Here is a 17602-nt window from a genome sequence, read left to right on the forward strand (position 1 = left end):
ATTTCGTACCGGTCATCCTGTGAGCGCTCCTCAGACATCCAACCCTTTGCGTCCTACGGCCTGTCCCGGGTTGTTGCGTATCGTCCGGGCACTGGATGGGGGTATCTGCCGGGTCAAACTCACCGGTGGCGCGATCAGTGCGCGGCAGGCCGTCGTGGTGGCCGATGCTGCCGAGCGCCATGCCGGTGGTGTGATCGAGGCGACCAACCGCGCCAATCTGCAGATTCGCGGGATCGGCAGCGAACAGAGCGCCCTGATCGACAGCCTGCTCGCCGCCGATCTGGGGCCGCGCAACGCCGCCAGTGATGACGTGCGCAACCTGATGCTCAGCCCCGCCGCCGGCATCGATCGCCAGCGGCTGATCGACACCCGGCCGCTGGCCGGGCAGATTCTCGCCACGCTGCAAGGCGACGAACGCTTTCACGACCTCAGCGCCAAGTTTGCCGTGCAACTCGATGGCGGCGAGGCCCTGGCCATGCTCGAACATCCCCATGACCTGTGGCTCTCGACCTTTGCACGAGAGGGCGAGTTGCGCCTGGCATTCGGCCTGGCCGGCTGCCCGACAGAGGCGCCCGCAGGTTCCGTCGCGCTCGAAGACGGTCATGCCCTGGTGGTCGCGGTGCTTGAGTTGTTCCTGGAACTCGCGCGTCCCGAGCAAACGCGGATGCGTCATTTGCTGGCCGAGCAAACCCTCGAAAATCTGCGGGTGCGATTGTCCGAGCGCGTGTCCATTCAGGCTGTGACGGATTGGCGGCGCATTGCTGACCCCGGCGTTCTGCACATCGGCGCTCATTCCCAGTCTGAGACCGGCCTCGCCTATGTGGGCGCGGTGCCGCCTTTGGGACGCCTCGACCCCGCAACACTGCGCGGTGCGGCACAACTGGCCGAAACCTTCGGCGACGGCACCCTGCGACTTACCCCCTGGCAAAGCCTGCTGCTGCCCAACATCCCCGAAGAGCACTGCGTGCAGGTCATCCAGCGCCTGGAACAACTGGGCCTGCTGTGCCACGCCGACCAGGCGCTGACACGGATGATCGCTTGCACCGGCTCCAACGGCTGCGGCAAAAGCTCGGCCGAGACCAAAGGCGACGCCTTGCAACTGGCCGCACTGCTGCACCGCCACGGCCTGGCACTGAGCGTGCACCTGAGCGGCTGCCCGCGTTCCTGCGCCGCCGCGCACACCGCGCCGGCCACGCTGCTGGCCGTCGCGCCCGGCCACTACGATCTATATTTTCGCGACGCAGCGCAGGCCGGCTTCGGCACGCTGCACGCACGCAACCTTACTATTGAAGCGGTCGCGGCCCTGCTCGACGCCCGCTCACGGAGCCCCTTCGATGCTTGATTACATCCGCGACGGTCAGGAGATCTATCGCAACTCCTTCGCGATCATTCGCGCCGAGGCCAACCTGGCGCGAATCCCGGCCGATCTGGAAAAACTCGCGGTGCGGGTGATTCACGCCTGCGGCATGGTCGAGGCCATCGACGGTTTGCAGTTTTCCGAAGGCGCGGGCAAGGCCGGGCGCGATGCGCTGGCCGCCGGTGCGCCGATTCTGTGCGATGCGCGGATGGTCTCCGAAGGCGTGACCCGCGCGCGCTTGCCGGCCAACAACCCGGTCATCTGCACCCTGCGTGATGACAGCGTGCCCGAGCTTGCCCGCGAACTGGGCAACACCCGTTCCGCCGCCGCGCTGGAACTGTGGCGCCCGCATCTGGAAGGCAGCGTGGTGGTGATCGGCAATGCGCCGACCGCGCTGTTCTACCTGCTGGAAATGCTCGACGCCGGCGCGCCGAAACCGGCGCTGATCCTCGGCTTCCCGGTAGGCTTCGTCGGCGCCGCCGAATCCAAGGCCATGCTCGCGGCGGACAGCCGTGGCGTACCTTTCGTCATCATGCAGGGTCGCCTGGGCGGTAGCGCCATGGCCGCCGCTGCCGTCAATGCCCTCGCCACGGAGATCGAATGATGCAGCAACCTGGACGTTTGATCGGCCTCGGCGTGGGCCCTGGTGATCCGGAACTGATTACCGTCAAGGCCCTGCGCCTGCTGCGCGAATCGCCGGTGGTGGCGTACTTCGTCGCCAAGGGCAAGAAGGGCAATGCGTTCGGCATCATCGAGGCGCACCTGCAGGATGCGCAGACCCTGCTGCCGCTGGTTTACCCGGTGACCACCGAAGTGCTGCCGGCGCCGCTGTCCTACGAGCAGGTGATCAGCGATTTCTACGACACCGCCAGCGAGCAACTGGCCGAACATCTGAACGCGGGCCGCGACGTGGCGGTGATCTGCGAGGGCGATCCGTTCTTCTACGGTTCCTACATGTACCTGCACGACCGGCTCGCCGAGCGCTATCAGGCCGAAGTGGTGCCGGGCGTGTGCTCGATGCTCGGCGGCGCTTCGGTGCTCGGCGCGCCGCTGGTGTATCGCAACCAGAGCCTGTCGGTGTTGTCCGGCGTACTGCCCCACGACGAACTCAAGCGTCGCCTGGCCGATGCCGATGCCGCGGTGATCATGAAACTGGGCCGCAACTTTCCCAAGGTGCGTCAGGTACTGGAGGAACTGGGTCTGGCCGAGCGGGCGCTGTACGTCGAGCGCGCGACCATGGCCAACCAGAAAATCGTCCCGCTGGATGAGGTCGAGCCGATGTCGTCGCCGTACTTCTCGTTGATCATCGTTCCCGGCGAAAGGTGGCAAGGCTGATGACCCGTCCAGTCCCGGCGATTGTCATTCTCGGCAATGGCAGCCTCGCCACCGCACGCAAGATCGCGCAGATTTACCCCGGTGCCCTGATCCACGGGCTGGCGGGGCGGGTCGATGGCGCGGACCGTGTTTATCACGAGTTCGGCGCGACTCTGCGTGAGCTTTATCAGCAGGACACGCCCATCATCGCCCTGTGCGCGGCGGGCATCGTGATTCGCACCCTCGCGCCCTTGCTGCTGGAAAAAGGCGCCGAGCCGCCGGTACTGGCTGTGGCGGAAGATGGCAGTGCAGTGGTTCCGCTGCTCGGTGGCCTGGGCGGCGTGAACGTCATGGCGCGGGAGATCGGTGCCGGGTTGAACGTGGCGGCTGCGATTACCACCAGCGGCGAGCTGCGTTTCGGTACGTGCCTGCTCAACCCGCCGAGCGGCTACGCGTTGGCGGACCTCGAACTGGGCAAGCGTTTTGTCTCCGATTTGCTGGCTGGCGAAACGGTGCGCATCGAAGGCTCGGCGCCCTGGTTGGCTCAGGCGCAGTTGCCTGAGGATGCCGAGGCGCGGCTGGCGGTGCATGTCGGTCCTGGCGAGCGCCTGCCGTCGGCCAATGAATTGCTGATCTATCCACGAAGCGTGGTGGTTGCAGTCAGCACTGGGACCGAGGGCCTGGCGAAGGCGATTCGCGAAGCGCTGCATCAGGCGCAGATCGCCGTGCAATCGGTGGCGTGTCTGCTGGCGGCGGATACGGAAATGGCCAGCGTGCAGCTGCATGAAGCTGCGCTCGAGCTGGGGGTGCCGCTACGCTTTGGCAGCGATGATCTGGCTAAGGCGATCCCGCAGCCGGTTTCCATGCTGGGTGATGAGCGAATTGCGATCGCGGTCGCCGAACAACCCTTGGACCTGGCGAAGATCGGTCGCCCCCGCGGACGTCTGGCCGTGGTCGGTCTTGGCCCGGGTGCCGCCGAGTTGATGGTGCCGGCGGTGAAGGCAGAGCTGGCGCGGGCCAATGATGTGCTGGGTTATGAAACCTACGTGCGCATGGCCGGCCCCTTCCGCGACGATCAGGTACTGCACTGCACCGATAACCGCGAAGAAATGCAGCGGGCGCGCCATGCCTTTGAGCTGGCAGCCCAAGGGCGATCGGTAGTGGTGGTGTCGTCGGGCGATCCGGGTGTCTTCGCCATGGCAGCCGCCGTGCTTGAGGCGCTTCATGAGTCTTCTGACCCGGCGTGGCACAGCGTTGATCTGGAAATGCTGCCGGGCGTCTCCGCTTCACTGGCAACCGCGGCCCAGGCCGGCGCGCCGCTGGGGCACGACTTCTGTGTGCTGTCGCTGTCGGACAACCTCAAGCCCTGGTCGATCATCGAGAAGCGCCTGGATCTGGCGGCCCAGGCCGATCTGGCCCTGGCGTTCTACAACCCGATCTCCCGTTCGCGCCCATGGCAACTGGGGCAGGCGCTGGAGATCGTCGTCCGTCATCGTGAGCCGCAAACGCCGGTGGTGCTGGGGCGGGACATTGGCCGTCCGGGACAGACGTTGCGTGTCACCACCCTGGGTGAGCTGACGGTCGATCAGGTGGACATGCGGACCATGGTGATCATCGGGTCTTCGACGACGCGGGTAATTCCTCGTGCCGACGGTCGTCCTTGGGTTTATACGCCGCGCAGTTACGGCGACAAACTTACGCCTATCCAATAATCATCTTTAGAACAAACCGGATTGCTCAAGTTGTTGGGCAATCCGGTTTATGTTTGCGCGCGTACATATGCTGTATTTGGTTGAAGTTGCTGCTCTGGATAAGTTGGAGTAGGTTTTTGCCGTTCCTGGATGGAACGCCAATTATTCAATAAAGGGAATTTATACATGGACGTTTTTGAAAGCTCGGTCAGTGTTTCGCACAGTGTTGATTTCATCAGGGAGTGCGTTGCAAAACGCAAGGCGGCGTTACCTGCCGGCAACCGCGCCCGGTCCCTGGTTTCCGCGGTAGCGACCAGCCCGACCAGGGAACTGGATGCACTGGTTCTGGGTAATAGCCTGGTGGGTTACGGCGACAAGATCAGTGTCGGGAACATGGCGATCATTGAAAACCTGATCACCATGTCGAAGATGGAAGCCCACTACGAAGTACCCGGTAACTCCGACCCTAAGGCCTGGTATCACGCCTTCGCCAAGTGCATGGAAGATCTTGGCTGTTTTGTGGCGGACAAGGGCTATTCCAAGTACAGCGCCAGTGCTCTCAAGGTGACAATGGATAATGTCATGGTCGATATTATTCAGGCTGCCGTCGAAGCCGCAAAAGCGGCCGTTCCGGGTGCTGCTGTACTCAGTGCGGTCACCAGCTCCACTCTGGACGCACTGAAAAAAGAGCCTGATGCGATCAACCTGTTGAACGTCGAATCGAACAAGGCGGAAGGCGTTCGGATGTCAACGATACCCGTCGAGCAGATGAGCAATGGAATTATTCTGATCGCGATTGCGGCCATTGATCATCAGGGGGGGAGCAATGATGGAGGCGTGTTGTTCGTTGACTGGAAGACGTCTTCCCTGGATATTTTCCAAGGCTCGTCGTTCATCACCTTCAATCCCGCCCGGTATGCGGAAATAAAGACCGAAATCGAAGAGTACCTTGGCGTGCATCGCAAGGAAGTCCTGGTCAAGCGTTTCGCCCGCCGTAAATAACCCCATCCCCCTAATCCTAATGTAGGAGCGAGGCTTGCCCGCGAAGCTTTTGGCGCCTTCAAGGACGCCTTCGCGGGCAAGCCTCGCTCCTGCAGGATCATCTCGTTCAGGGAACGAGGTAGCCTTTGACCCCGGTGAAAATAATCTGCGCCGCCAGCGCACACACGAACAACCCCATCAACCGGCTGACAATCTGCAACCCCTGATCGCCCAGAATGCGTTCGATCCGGTTGGACAGATACAGCACCACGCCGACCGTGAAACTGGCCAGTGCAATACTCACAATCGCGATGAGCTTGTCGTCCCAATGCGGCTGGCTCACGCCCATCACCAGCAAGGCACCGATGGTGCCGGGGCCGACCGTCAGGGGGATGGTCAGCGGGACAATGGTCACGTCCTGCTGCACGTTGTCGGCCTGCACCGCCGACTTGCCCTGGGCCATGCCCAGCGCCGAGATGAACAGCACGCTGCCGGCGCCGATGCGGAAGGCATCCACCGTGATGCCGAAGACGCTGAAAATCATCCGCCCGAACAAATACAGCAGGACACTGGAGACCAGCGTCGCGATGGCCACTTTCCAGGCCAGGCGATGTTGTTCCTTGCGTGAGTAACCACGGGTCAGGGTGATGAAACAGGACAGCACGAAGAACGGGCTATAGAGCACCAGCATCTTCAGGTAAACACTGAACAACTCGTGAAGCATGGTGCAGGCTCACTGGCGAGGGACGTCGAGACGGAGTCTATCAGGCGTTTCGAGGTCTGTCGGCTCAGGACGTTGGCGTCGCGGTGCGGCTCTGCAGATCTCGCTGGGCAACCCAGTGTTCGATCAATTCGCGCAGTTGCGAGAGCTCCACCGGCTTGGCCATGTGCCCGTCCATGCCGGCCTGGCGCGCGCGCTCCTTATGCTCGGCCAGGATATGTGCCGTCAGTGCGACCACCGGGGTGCGAGTCCGCTGGTTACCCACTTCCCAGGCGCGCAGTTGCTGGGTCGCCGAGAAACCGTCGAGGATCGGCATTTCGCAGTCCATCAGCACCAGGTCATAACGCTGGGCCTTCATGGCCTGCAGCGCTTCCTCACCATTGCTGGCTGTGTCCGGTTGCAGATTGAGCTTGCCCAGCATGCCGCGAATCACCTTGGTCGAGATACTGTTGTCTTCGGCCACCAGAATACGGAAATCACTCGGCACCTTGATCGGCATCACCTGCCCGGACGGCGCCTGGGCGATGGTCACGTGGCCTTTGTTGCGCTGGTTCAGTTCGTCGGCCAGGGTGGTCTTGAGGGTGTAGCCGGCCACCGGTTTGGCCAGGATGCGTTTGATCCCCGAGTTGCGCGCGATGATCTTGCTCGGCGCGTTGCTGATGCCGGTGAGCATGATCAACAGGATGTCGTGGTTCAGGCTCGGGTCTTCCTTGATCTTGGCGGCCAGTTGCATGCCGGTCATGCCGGGCATGTTCTGGTCAAGCAGGACCACGTCGAAGTAATCGCGCAAATGCGCCTTGGTGCGCAGCAGGGCCAGTGCTTCCTTGCCGGACGGCACGGCGCTGACGTTCAGCCCCCAGGCGCTGCATTGCTGGACCAGCACCTTGCGGCAGGTGTCGTTGTCGTCCACCACCAATACCCGTGCGCCTTGCAGCGGGCCATCGAGGTCGGAGGTCGGGTGTTCGAGGCGATCGGGATCCAGGGGCAGGGTCAGCCACAGGGTGCTGCCCTGGTTGGTGCCGCTCTTGATGCCGAACTCGCCGTGCATCAGGCGAATCAGTTGGCGGGCGATGACCAGTCCCAGGTTGCCGCTCAGGCGATTGGCCGAAAGGAAGTTCTTGCTGTGCAGTTCCGCATGCATCAACGCCTCGCGCTCATCGGCTTCCATCGGTTCCCCGCTGTCCTGCACGGCGATGCGCAGGCGAGGTTTGGCGCCCAGCTCGTCCAGCGCCACGACGATCAGCACTTCGCCTTCATCGGTTTTCTTCAGGGCGTTTTCAAGCAGGCTCAACAGGGTCTGGCGCAGGCGTGTCGGGTCACCGCTGATGACCCGTGGCACCTGGGGCTGGATGAAGCTGATCAGTTCGACGTTCTGCTGTTCGGCCTTGGCGCGGAAGATGCTCAGGCAGTCTTCGATCAGCGCGTTGAGATCGAACTGCACATCGTCGAGTTCGATCTGCCCGGATTCGAGCTTGGAGATGTCGAGGATTTCGTTGATCAGCGTGAGCAGCTCGTTGCCGGCGCTGTGGATGGTCTGGACATAGTCGCGCTGCTTGACCGACAGCGGAGTGCCCAGCAACAGCTCGGTCATGCCCAGCACGCCATTCATCGGGGTGCGGATTTCGTGGCTGATCTTGGCCAGGAATTCGGCCTTGGCGTTCATTTCGGCGTTGCTGGCCGCCAGATCGCGGCTGACGCTGAAACGGTCTTCGACGATGCGGCGCTGACGTTCGCTCAAGGCAATGCTCATCAGCAACCCGCTGATGCAGATGAACCCCAGCAGCGTACTGATCAGGCCATGGGGTTCGGTCAGGGTCAGCCCGAGCAGGGCGGGCAGAATGATCAGCGTGCCGAGGTTGAAGACCACCATGGCCGCCACGAACAGTCGGGCCGGGCGGTAGCCTTTCTGCCAGTGATGGGCGCTGACGAAGAGCATCGTCAGGCCGGCGAGGGCGACCAGGCCGTAGGTGATGAGGTTCAGCGGCAGCGTGTTGACGAACAGCAGCAACAGACCACAGACCGTGATCAGCAGAATTTCACCCAGCAGCAGTTTGTTCAGCGGATGCGGGCCGAGCGGGGAATAGAAGCAATAGGCAAACATCAGGCCGCAGGGCGCGGTCAGCAGCAAGGCCAGATAAGCGCCGGGGGTTTGCAGGGCCTGCCAGTCGGGCAGCACGCCGCCCGCCAGGTTCAGCAGCAGGACCGTGCTGAGCATCAGCAACGCTTCACACGCCGCCAGCCACGCACTGCTGCGCGAGCGGGTGTAGGCGTAGCGGATGAGGTTGTACAGCATCAGCATGCCGATGCAGCCCAGCAACAGGCCATAGATCAGAGACTGGCCCTGACTGGCAGCGGCCAGGACCGCCGGTTCCAGGGACACATAAGGGCGCAGCTGGTGTTCGGAGACCAGGCGCAGATACACGTCGAGAGGTTTGTTGACTTGCGGCAACGGCAGCATGAAATCGCTGCTGGGCAGTGGCCGGTCGGCCCGGGGTTGTTTGTTGCCGGTGTTGGACTGCTCGATCAGCTTGTCGCCGTCCAGCACGTACAAATTGAGTTGCAGCAGGTCGGGTGCGAAGACTTTCAGCACCTGCTCATGAGGACCCGGTGCAAGACGAAAGCGCAGCCAGAGCGCACCACCGGGCTCGGCCGCGGTGACGCGTTCGAGGTCGATGGGACTGAATTGATTGGTGTAGCGGGCGGAGCGCACATCGCTCAACTGCAGGTCGCCCTGTTCGTCGAACAATATCGCCAGCGCACTGCCTTGACCGGCCTGGGCCGGGAACATGCAGAGCAGGGTCAGCAGAGTGACGGTTAAACCTATGGCAATCCTGAGCCAGCGCACGGCGAAATCCCTTCGTAGGTTGATGCCAGAATATAACTATGCGCGGCGCCGGAATAGTCAGGCAAGGGCGCGATGCCCTTGCCCGACCGAATGAACAGCTTATTCCTGATTTTCGCCACGCTCTCGGGCAATGGCACGGTAGCCAATGTCCTTGCGATAGAAACAGCCTTCCCAATCAATGCTGGCCGCCAGCTTGTATGCCTGCTGTTGAGCGGCATCGACGCTGGCACCCATGGCGGTGGCGCACAGCACCCGGCCGCCGGCCGTTACTACCTGACCATCCTTGAGCGCGGTGCCGGCGTGGAAGACTTTGCCTTCCAGTGCGGCCGCCGCGTCCAGGCCCTTGATGGCCGCGCCCTTGGCGTAGTCACCAGGATAGCCGCCGGCCGCCAGGACGATACCGACGCTCGGACGTGGATCCCATTGTGCCTCGACCTTGTCCAGTGCCTGTGCCAGCGCCGCCTCGACCAGCAATACCAGGCTCGACTGCAGACGCAGCATGACCGGCTGGGTCTCAGGGTCGCCGAAACGGCAGTTGAACTCGATGACTTTCGGATTGCCAGCCTTGTCGATCATCAGGCCGGCGTACAGGAAGCCAGTGTAGACGTTCCCTTCCTCGGCCATGCCGCGAACGGTCGGCCAGATCACCTGATCCATGACACGCTGGTGCACTTCGCTGGTCACGACCGGGGCGGGGGAGTAGGCACCCATGCCGCCGGTGTTCGGGCCGGTGTCGCCGTCGCCGACGCGCTTGTGGTCCTGGCTGGTGGCCATCGGCAGGACATTCTTGCCGTCGACCATGACGATGAAGCTGGCTTCTTCGCCGTCCAGGAACTCTTCGATCACTACGCGCGAACCGGCGTCGCCGAAGGCATTGCCGGCGAGCATGTCGCGCACGGCGTCTTCGGCTTCGGCCAGGGTCATGGCGACGATCACGCCTTTACCGGCGGCCAGGCCATCGGCCTTGATCACGATCGGGGCGCCTTTTTCACGCAGGTAAGCCAGGGCCGGCTCGATCTCGGTGAAGTTCTGGTAGTCGGCGGTCGGAATCTTGTGACGGGCGAGGAAATCCTTGGTGAAGGCTTTCGAACCTTCCAGCTGGGCAGCGCCGGCGGTTGGACCGAAGCAGTCCAGACCGCGGGAGCGGAACAGGTCGACGACGCCGGCGACCAGTGGCACTTCAGGGCCGACGATGGTCAGGGAAACGTTCTTCTCGGCGAAATCGGCCAGTTGCTCCAGGGCCAGCACGTCGATCGCGACGTTTTCGCACTTGGCTTCAATGGCGGTGCCGGCGTTGCCCGGCGCCACGAACACCTTCTGCACGCGGGGATCCTGAGCCACTTTCCAGGCCAGGGCGTGTTCACGGCCACCGCTGCCAATGATCAAAATATTCAAAAGAGACTCCTTCGGAGAAGCTGCAAGCTACAAGCTGCAAGTCAGAGCGGGTACGCACGGAACTTGATTGCAGCTTATGGCTTTAAATTAATTAGGCTGCACCCGCAAGAAACAGCAGCACCTGTCTGCTCTTTCTTGCAGCTTGCAGCTTGAAGCTTACGGCTGCTTCTCAATGCCGGAAGTGGCGCATGCCAGTAAAGACCATCGCGATGCCGGCTTCGTCGGCCGCAGCGATCACTTCGTTGTCACGCATCGAGCCACCTGGCTGGATCACCGCGGTGATACCGGCCTTGGCCGCGTTGTCGATGCCGTCGCGGAACGGGAAGAACGCGTCGGAGGCCATGACGGCGCCCTGTACCTGCAAACCGGCGTGCTCGGCCTTGATCGCGGCGATACGCGCGGAGTTCACGCGGCTCATCTGGCCGGCGCCGACACCGATGGTCTGGCGGTTCTTGGCGTAGACGATGGCGTTGGACTTGACGTACTTGGCGACTTTCCAGGCGAAGATCAGGTCGTGGATTTCCTGCTCGGTCGGTGCACGCTTGGTCACCACTTTCAGGTCATCGGCGCCGATCATGCCGATATCGCGGCTCTGCACCAGCAGGCCACCGTTGACGCGCTTGTAGTCCCAGGCAGCGGCGCGGTCGGCAGACCACTCGCCGCACGCCAGCAGGCGCACGTTGGCTTTGGCTGCGACGATGGCGCGGGCTTCTTCGCTGACGCTCGGGGCGATGATCACTTCGACGAACTGACGCTCGACGATGGCCTTGGCGGTTTCAGCGTCCAGCTCGCGGTTGAAGGCGATGATGCCGCCGAAAGCCGATTCGGTGTCGGTGGCGTAGGCCAGGTCGTAGGCCTTGCGGATACCGCCTTCGGCATCCGGGCTTACGGCCACGCCGCACGGGTTGGCGTGCTTGACGATCACGCAGGCCGGCTTGACGAAGCTCTTCACGCATTCCAGCGCGGCGTCGGTGTCGGCCACGTTGTTGTACGACAGTTCCTTGCCTTGCAGTTGGGTCGCGGTGGCGATGCCCACTTCGGCAGGTTTTGCTTCAACGTAGAACGCCGCGCTCTGGTGCGGGTTCTCGCCGTAGCGCATTTCCTGGGCCTTGATGAACTGGGTGTTGAAGGTGCGCGGGAATTCGCTGCGGCCGGAGGTCGACAGGGTTTCAGCGGCCTGGTTCACGGTGCCCATGTAGTTGGCGATCATGCCGTCGTAGGCGGCGGTGTGTTCGAACGCCTTGAGCATCAGGTCGAAACGCTGAGCGTAGGTCAGGCCACCGGCCTTGAGATTTTCCAGGACGTTGGCGTAGTCGCTGGCGTTAACCACGATGGCCACGTCTTTGTGGTTCTTGGCTGCGGAACGGACCATGGTCGGGCCGCCGATGTCGATGTTCTCGATGGCGGTCGGCAGGTCGCAGCCCGGCTTGCTGATGGTGGCTTCGAACGGGTACAGGTTGACCGCTACCAGGTCGATCGGCTTGATGCCGTGCTCGTTCATGATGGCGTCGTCGGTACCGCGACGACCGAGGATCCCGCCGTGGATTTTCGGGTGCAGGGTTTTCACCCGACCGTCCATCATTTCGGCAAAGCCGGTGTAATCGGCGACTTCAACTGCGGCGACACCGTTGTCCTGCAACAGCTTGAACGTTCCGCCGGTGGAGAGGATCTCGACGCCCAGGGCTTCAAGCTCCTTGGCGAATTCGAGGATCCCGGTCTTGTCGGAAACGCTGATCAAGGCGCGGCGGATCGGCAGGCGGGTAGTCTGGTCGGTCATCTCAATTTCCATCAAAAGCAAGGGAGTCAGCAAAAAAGGCGACCGGTTTTACGCGGGCGCCTTTCTGGTTTGATTGAACGCTTACAGCAAATCGTACTGCTTGAGTTTCTTGCGCAGCGTGCCGCGGTTGAGTCCGAGCATCTCGCTGGCCTTGGTCTGGTTGCCCTTGACGTAGTTCATCACGCATTCGAGCAGGGGAGCCTCGACTTCGGAGAGCACCAGGTTGTACACGTCCGTGACGGCAGCGCCCTCAAGGTGGGCGAAATAATTGTGCAGCGCTTTCTCGACACTCCCGCGAAGGGTCTGACCTTCTTCGCTCGGGGTATTGAGGTGCTGTTTCAAATTCACGTTGTCGCTCACGGGTGCAGTTCCACTCACTAAAGTCTCGGTCATCATCGTCATGCGGCCACCCCCTCTCCGTCCCCTGTCAGGCTCTTGTAACGTTCGGCGAAGAAGGCCTGAACGTTGGCGCATTGTGCTTCCGTATCTTCCAAACGATTGAAGTGGGCGCGAAACTCCCTGGCGCCCGGCAGGGTTGCGAGATACCAGCCCACATGCTTTCGAGCAATGCGTACGCCCATCACGTCTCCGTAGAAAGCGTGCAGCGCAGCCAGATGCTCTAGCAGAATGCGTTCCACCTCGACCAACTCCAGCGCCGGGAGCTTCTCGCCGGTGCGCAGGAAATGGTCGATCTCGCGAAAAATCCATGGCCGCCCCTGGGCGGCCCGGCCAATCAACAGGCCATCGGCACCGGTCGCGTCGAGCACGTACCGGGCTTTTTCCGGCGAATCGATATCGCCATTGGCGAAGACCGGCATCGACACCGCCTGCTTGATCGCGGCGATGGTGTCGTACTCGGCTTCACCGGTGTACAGGTCGGCCCGGGTGCGGCCATGGACCGCCAGCGCCGTGATGCCTGCCTGCTCGGCGATCTTCGCCACCGTCAGGCCATTCTTGTTGTCCCGGTCCCAGCCGGTACGGATCTTCAGGGTAACCGGCACATCGACCGCAGCCACGACGGCCTGCAGGATCTCGGTTACCAGTGCTTCATCCTTCAGCAGGGCAGAGCCGGCGGCCTTGTTGCAGACCTTCTTTGCCGGGCAGCCCATGTTGATATCAATAATCTGCGCGCCCAGCTCGACGTTGGCTCGAGCGGCATCCGCCAGCATCTGCGCGTCGCCACCGGCGATCTGTACCGAGCGCGGCTCGGGATCACCTTCGTGGATCATGCGCATCCGCGACTTGCGGGTGTTCCATAGACTCATGTCGCTGGTGACCATTTCCGAGACTACTAGCCCGGCGCCCAATCGTTTGCACAGCTGACGAAAGGGCTGGTCAGTGACGCCCGCCATCGGGGCGAGAATCAGGCTGTTGTTTAATGTGTATGGACCGATGCGTACCGCCGACATAGGACTTCCCTGTTGTGGGGCCGGATCATGAGAGTTCGAAAAAGGGTTGGCATGATACCCGCTCTCGATGACCGGATAAAGGCTGAATTGAACAAAATCTGAACAGTTATTTTGTTATTACCAGCGGTTTGGTCCAGGCAGGGCGCGTCAGGATGCCGTCGCCAGGACGGCAGCGATTAATCGTTTCACTCGGGGGAGTGGAAGCTCAGGCTGTAGTTGACCGCCTTGGAGCCGGGGTCGAGGATGTCCAGCGCGATGTGGATCGGGGTTTGTGGTGGCATTTCCACCATGCCTTCGAGGTCACCGTTGAGGTACTCGCCGGGCTTGAAACGACGGCTGGCGATCAGATGGCCGTTGAGGTCGGCAAAACGCAGTTCCAGCAACGGGAACGGCTGCGAGAAGGGCGCGCGGTTGTAGATGATCGCGTCGACCACCAGGGCGCCGCTGAAGTCCGGATGGCTGCGCACCACGAGGTTGCTGCTCTTGATTTTCGCGATGTCGACCTTCGATGGCACGGTGCAACCGATTTGCGGGCACAGTTGCTGGAACCAGGGACGGTACTGGTCCTGGCGCGCCAGTTCGTCGAAGTGGTAAGCGACGTACTGGCCGACCAGTGCGCCGGCACCGAGCAGGATCAGCACCAGCCAGAAGAAACGACGGCCCCAGGGGGAGCGGCGTTTCTGCCAGTCCAGTTGCAGCGGATCGTCGGTCAGGTCCTGCAGGACCTCGGCACGAACACCCGGCTCGGCGCGTTCGCGTCGCTTGCGCTGGGGTTCGATGGAGGGCAGGTCGTCCTCGGCTTCATCGACTGCCGTTGCCGTCAGGCGTTCGTGATGCTGTGGGGTGTCCAGTGGATCATGCAGGCGAAGTTGCGGCGGCTGGGGTTCGTCGTCCAGCTCCACGGGCTCCAGCGACAGCGAGGGTTCGGTGCGAGTGTATTTGTCCGGCTCGATTTCCGGTTCTGCTGTCACCGGGGTGTCGAGCACGTCGAGCGTATCGAGCTCATCACGATCGCTGATCGCTTGTGCGCGGTCTGCTGCGGGTTCGCTGAACAGACTGTCGGAAGCCCAGGGCTCTTCGTCGGTTTCGACGCTGTCGCGACGGGCGCTGAGGCTGTCTTCGCGGTGCCGGCCGAACTCGGTGGTCGGCTGGATTTCCCGCTGTTCGAGCCGGGCGAGTTCCTGGTCGAGATCGAGGCTGTCCAGGTCCAGCTCGGTCGCCGTCCACTGCTTTTGACTGATCGCCCGAGGCTCGGCGGGGGCCGGGGCTTCGGCGGCGGATGCCGTGGTGACGGGCGACGTGACCGGGGCGACCGGCTCCTTGCCAGCCTGCTCAAGCAGTTGCTTGGCGGCGTTGAATACCTGCAAACAGGATCCGCAGCGAACGACACCGCGAGCCACGCTCAACTGAGCATGGCTGACGCGAAAGCTGGTTTGGCAATGCGGGCACTGGGTGACGAAGCTGTCGGTCATGCGGCGATCCGGTCTGTGCAGGCGCTCATTCTAGCGCCGACGGCCTGTAATGCGCACCCAGCCATCGCGATTGGCGATCGGGTCCAGGTCGAAGTCCTTGGCGTAGGCCGCGGCGACCTCGTCACCCTGCTCGGCGAGGATGCCCGACAGGGCCAGACGGCCTCCGGATTTGACCAGGCCGGACAGTTGCGGCGCCAGCGACACCAGAGGACCGGCAAGAATATTCGCCACCAGCACGTCGGCCTGAACCTGCGGCATGTCTTGCGGCAGATACAACGGGAACAGCTCTTCGGCGATGTTGTTGCGCCCGGCGTTGTCGCGGGAAGCCTCCAGCGCCTGCACGTCAATGTCGGTGCCCACGGCTTGCTTGGCGCCGAGCAATAGGGCGGCGATCGCGAGAATGCCCGAGCCGCAGCCGAAATCGAGGACGTCGCAGCCCTTGAGGTCCTGGCCGTCGAGCCATTCCAGGCACAGGGCGGTGGTCGGGTGAGTGCCGGTGCCGAACGCCAGGCCTGGATCCAGAAGCAGATTCACCGCATCAGGCTCGGGCGCGGCGTGCCAGCTCGGCACGATCCACAGGCGCTGGCCGAAACGCATCGGTTGGAAATTGTCCATCCAGCTACGTTCCCAGTCCTGGTCTTCGATCACTTCGCTGTGATGCTCGGGCAGCGGGCTGCCGGTCAACAATTCCAGATGAGCGAGTACCGGAGCGGCCTCGGTGCCGCCCTCGAACAGGGCCAGCAGGTGCGTGTGTGACCAGAGCGGGGTGGTGTTGAGTTCCGGCTCGAAGATCGGCTGATCCTCGGCGTCCATGAAGGTCACCGACACGGCGCCCACTTCAAGGAAAGCGTCTTCGTAGGTTTCGGCTTGTTCTGGGCTGATGGCGAGACGGACTTGCAGCCAAGGCATGGCGGGCACCTTTGAAAAATATTGATGGCAGCCTGGCGGGCCGCGAGAAACGCGCAAGTTTACGCGAGCGCGAGACAGAAGACGACTGTGGGGTGCCGAGCGAAAAGATCGCAGCCTTCGGCAGCTCCTACAGAGTGTAGTTATGCAGGAGCTGCCGAAGGCTGCGATCTTTTGATCTTAGTGCTGATTGCCAGCATCGTTGAGTTTGAGCCAAAGATGGCCCTTTTCCGCCAAACGATAGCGTTGCAATCGACTGTTGGGTTGCGCAGGCCGCCGCCGGTCATAAAAGTCCGGGGAGCGGCCGGCGAAACCTCCAGAAACAACAAAGCCGCCCGAAGGCGGCTTTGTCGTGTGCCGGTCGAAGCTTAGTGCTTCTCGCCAGCCAGCTTGTGCTCGAGGTAGTGAATGTTCACGCCCCCTTTGCAGAAGCCTTCGTCGCGGGTGAGGTCGCGGTGCAGCGGGATGTTGGTCTTGATCCCGTCGACCACGATTTCGTCCAGCGCATTGCGCATGCGCGCCATGGCTTCGTCACGGGTTGCGCCGTAGGTGATCAGCTTGCCGATCAACGAATCGTAGTTCGGCGGAACGGCATAACCACTGTACAGGTGCGAGTCGACGCGAACGCCGTTGCCGCCTGGAGCGTGGAAGTGCTTGACCGTGCCCGGGCTCGGCATGAAGGTTTTCGGGTCTTCGGCGTTGATCCGGCATTCCAGCGCGTGACCGCGGATGACTACGTCATCCTGGGTGAACGACAGCTTGTTGCCGGCGGCGATGCTCAGCATCTCCTTGACGATGTCGATGCCGGTGACCATTTCCGAAACCGGATGCTCTACCTGGACACGAGTGTTCATCTCGATGAAGTAGAAGCGACCGTTCTCGTACAGGAACTCGAAAGTGCCTGCGCCACGGTAACCGATGTCGATGCACGCCTGGACGCAGCGGGCGAAGACTTCCTGGCGAGCCTTCTCGTCGATGCCCGGTGCCGGCGCTTCTTCGAGAACTTTCTGGTGACGACGCTGCAGCGAGCAGTCACGGTCGCCCAGGTGAATGGCGTTGCCCTGGCCGTCGGACAGAACCTGAACTTCCACGTGGCGCGGGTTGGTCAGGAATTTTTCCAGATAGACCATCGGGTTGCCGAACGCTGCGCCCGCTTCGGAGCGGGTCAGTTTCGCCGAGGCGATCAGGTCTTCTTCCTTGTGCACCACGCGCATGCCGCGACCACCACCGCCACCGGCGGCCTTGATGATCACTGGGTAGCCGACTTCACGGCCGATGCGCAGAGCGGTTTCTTCGTCTTCCGGCAGCGGGCCGTCGGAACCTGGAACGGTCGGTACGCCCGCTTCGATCATCGCGTGCTTGGCCGAAACCTTGTCGCCCATCAGGCGGATGGTTTCGGCTTTCGGGCCGATGAAGGCGAAGCCGGAGTTCTCGACCTGTTCGGCGAAGTCGGCGTTTTCCGCGAGGAAACCGTAGCCTGGGTGAATGGCGGTGGCGCCGGTCACTTCGGCTGCGGCGATGATGGCCGGGATGTGCAGGTAGGATTGCGCGGCAGAAGCCGGACCGATGCAGACGGATTCGTCTGCCAGGCCCAGGTGCATCAGCTCTTTGTCGGCCTTGGAGTAAACGGCGACGGTCTTGATGCCCATCTCTTTGCAGGCACGCAGAATCCGCAGGGCGATCTCACCGCGGTTAGCGATCAGAACTTTTTCCAACTTCGCAGTCATCAAAGGC

General features: G+C 62.4%; 14 protein-coding genes. 5 read left to right on the forward strand and 9 right to left on the reverse strand.

Going from position 1 to position 17602, the window contains the following annotated elements:
- The first annotated feature begins 19 nt into the window (after positions 1-19).
- From cobG to HNO86_RS02905, 5 genes are all read left to right on the forward strand, one after another.
- Positions 20-1342, forward strand: coding sequence for a precorrin-3B synthase (cobG, locus tag HNO86_RS02885; RefSeq protein ID WP_175375522.1), 1323 nt, complete (start codon positions 20-22; stop codon positions 1340-1342).
- Positions 1335-1961, forward strand: a complete 627-nt coding sequence (locus HNO86_RS02890; protein WP_007937188.1) for a precorrin-8X methylmutase — start codon at positions 1335-1337, stop codon at positions 1959-1961. Before cobG ends, HNO86_RS02890 begins: the two co-directional genes overlap by 8 nt.
- Complete coding sequence (locus HNO86_RS02895) at positions 1961-2692, forward strand: precorrin-2 C(20)-methyltransferase (protein WP_175375560.1); 732 nt, start codon at positions 1961-1963, stop codon at positions 2690-2692. Before HNO86_RS02890 ends, HNO86_RS02895 begins: the two co-directional genes overlap by 1 nt.
- Positions 2692-4383: a precorrin-3B C(17)-methyltransferase gene (cobJ, locus tag HNO86_RS02900; RefSeq protein ID WP_175375523.1), complete on the forward strand. Its 1692-nt coding sequence runs from the start codon at positions 2692-2694 to the stop codon at positions 4381-4383. Before HNO86_RS02895 ends, cobJ begins: the two co-directional genes overlap by 1 nt.
- A 165-nt stretch (positions 4384-4548) precedes the next feature.
- Positions 4549-5364: a hypothetical protein gene (locus tag HNO86_RS02905; RefSeq protein ID WP_175375524.1), complete on the forward strand. Its 816-nt coding sequence runs from the start codon at positions 4549-4551 to the stop codon at positions 5362-5364.
- Positions 5365-5470: 106 nt separating this feature from the next.
- Here the strand turns inward: HNO86_RS02905 and HNO86_RS02910 are convergent, their stop codons facing one another.
- The 9 genes from HNO86_RS02910 to accC all read right to left on the reverse strand — a co-directional run bounded on the left by HNO86_RS02910 (position 5471) and on the right by accC (position 17595).
- On the reverse strand, positions 5471-6067 hold the full coding sequence (locus tag HNO86_RS02910) for a MarC family protein (protein WP_175375525.1): 597 nt from the start codon (positions 6065-6067) through the stop codon (positions 5471-5473).
- A gap of 64 nt (positions 6068-6131) precedes the next feature.
- Entirely contained in the window at positions 6132-8909 is a 2778-nt protein-coding gene (locus tag HNO86_RS02915; protein WP_175375526.1) for a response regulator, read from the reverse strand.
- Between the two features lie 99 nt (positions 8910-9008).
- Positions 9009-10304, reverse strand: a complete 1296-nt coding sequence (gene purD, locus HNO86_RS02920; protein WP_175375527.1) for a phosphoribosylamine--glycine ligase — start codon at positions 10302-10304, stop codon at positions 9009-9011.
- A gap of 169 nt (positions 10305-10473) precedes the next feature.
- Positions 10474-12081: a bifunctional phosphoribosylaminoimidazolecarboxamide formyltransferase/IMP cyclohydrolase gene (gene purH / locus HNO86_RS02925; protein ID WP_175375528.1), complete on the reverse strand. Its 1608-nt coding sequence runs from the start codon at positions 12079-12081 to the stop codon at positions 10474-10476.
- Positions 12082-12162: 81 nt separating this feature from the next.
- Entirely contained in the window at positions 12163-12483 is a 321-nt protein-coding gene (fis, locus tag HNO86_RS02930; protein WP_046819701.1) for a DNA-binding transcriptional regulator Fis, read from the reverse strand.
- Positions 12480-13490 carry a tRNA dihydrouridine synthase DusB gene (gene dusB / locus HNO86_RS02935; protein WP_175375529.1) on the reverse strand — a complete coding sequence of 337 codons (1011 nt, stop codon included), beginning with the start codon at positions 13488-13490 and terminating at the stop codon, positions 12480-12482. The genes fis and dusB overlap by 4 nt, the downstream gene beginning before the upstream one ends.
- Positions 13491-13675: 185 nt before the next feature.
- Complete coding sequence (locus tag HNO86_RS02940) at positions 13676-14962, reverse strand: DUF3426 domain-containing protein (RefSeq protein WP_175375530.1); 1287 nt, start codon at positions 14960-14962, stop codon at positions 13676-13678.
- A gap of 30 nt (positions 14963-14992) precedes the next feature.
- The gene (gene prmA, locus HNO86_RS02945) at positions 14993-15871 is read right to left on the reverse strand and encodes a 50S ribosomal protein L11 methyltransferase (RefSeq protein WP_175375531.1); all 879 of its coding nucleotides are present in this window, start codon (positions 15869-15871) and stop codon (positions 14993-14995) included.
- Between the two features lie 365 nt (positions 15872-16236).
- On the reverse strand, positions 16237-17595 hold the full coding sequence (accC, locus tag HNO86_RS02950) for an acetyl-CoA carboxylase biotin carboxylase subunit (RefSeq protein WP_175375532.1): 1359 nt from the start codon (positions 17593-17595) through the stop codon (positions 16237-16239).
- Between the last annotated feature and the right edge of the window lie 7 nt (positions 17596-17602).

It is taken from the genome of Pseudomonas sp. C1C7, assembly GCF_013359595.1.
In the GTDB taxonomy this organism is placed as follows: Bacteria; Pseudomonadota; Gammaproteobacteria; order Pseudomonadales; family Pseudomonadaceae; genus Aquipseudomonas.

What these genes read in the sequence shown, in the direction of transcription:
- HNO86_RS02890 (WP_007937188.1), top strand. Translation starts at nt 1,335, where the DNA reads ATGCTTGATTACATCCGCGACGGTCAGGAGATCTATCGCAACTCCTTC.
- fis (WP_046819701.1), bottom strand. Translation starts at nt 12,483, where the DNA reads ATGACGATGATGACCGAGACTTTAGTGAGTGGAACTGCACCCGTGAGC.
- cobJ (WP_175375523.1), top strand. Translation starts at nt 2,692, where the DNA reads ATGACCCGTCCAGTCCCGGCGATTGTCATTCTCGGCAATGGCAGCCTC.
- HNO86_RS02940 (WP_175375530.1), bottom strand. Translation starts at nt 14,962, where the DNA reads ATGACCGACAGCTTCGTCACCCAGTGCCCGCATTGCCAAACCAGCTTT.
- prmA (WP_175375531.1), bottom strand. Translation starts at nt 15,871, where the DNA reads ATGCCTTGGCTGCAAGTCCGTCTCGCCATCAGCCCAGAACAAGCCGAA.
- dusB (WP_175375529.1), bottom strand. Translation starts at nt 13,490, where the DNA reads ATGTCGGCGGTACGCATCGGTCCATACACATTAAACAACAGCCTGATT.
- HNO86_RS02895 (WP_175375560.1), top strand. Translation starts at nt 1,961, where the DNA reads ATGCAGCAACCTGGACGTTTGATCGGCCTCGGCGTGGGCCCTGGTGAT.
- purH (WP_175375528.1), bottom strand. Translation starts at nt 12,081, where the DNA reads ATGACCGACCAGACTACCCGCCTGCCGATCCGCCGCGCCTTGATCAGC.
- HNO86_RS02910 (WP_175375525.1), bottom strand. Translation starts at nt 6,067, where the DNA reads ATGCTTCACGAGTTGTTCAGTGTTTACCTGAAGATGCTGGTGCTCTAT.
- HNO86_RS02905 (WP_175375524.1), top strand. Translation starts at nt 4,549, where the DNA reads ATGGACGTTTTTGAAAGCTCGGTCAGTGTTTCGCACAGTGTTGATTTC.
- accC (WP_175375532.1), bottom strand. Translation starts at nt 17,595, where the DNA reads ATGACTGCGAAGTTGGAAAAAGTTCTGATCGCTAACCGCGGTGAGATC.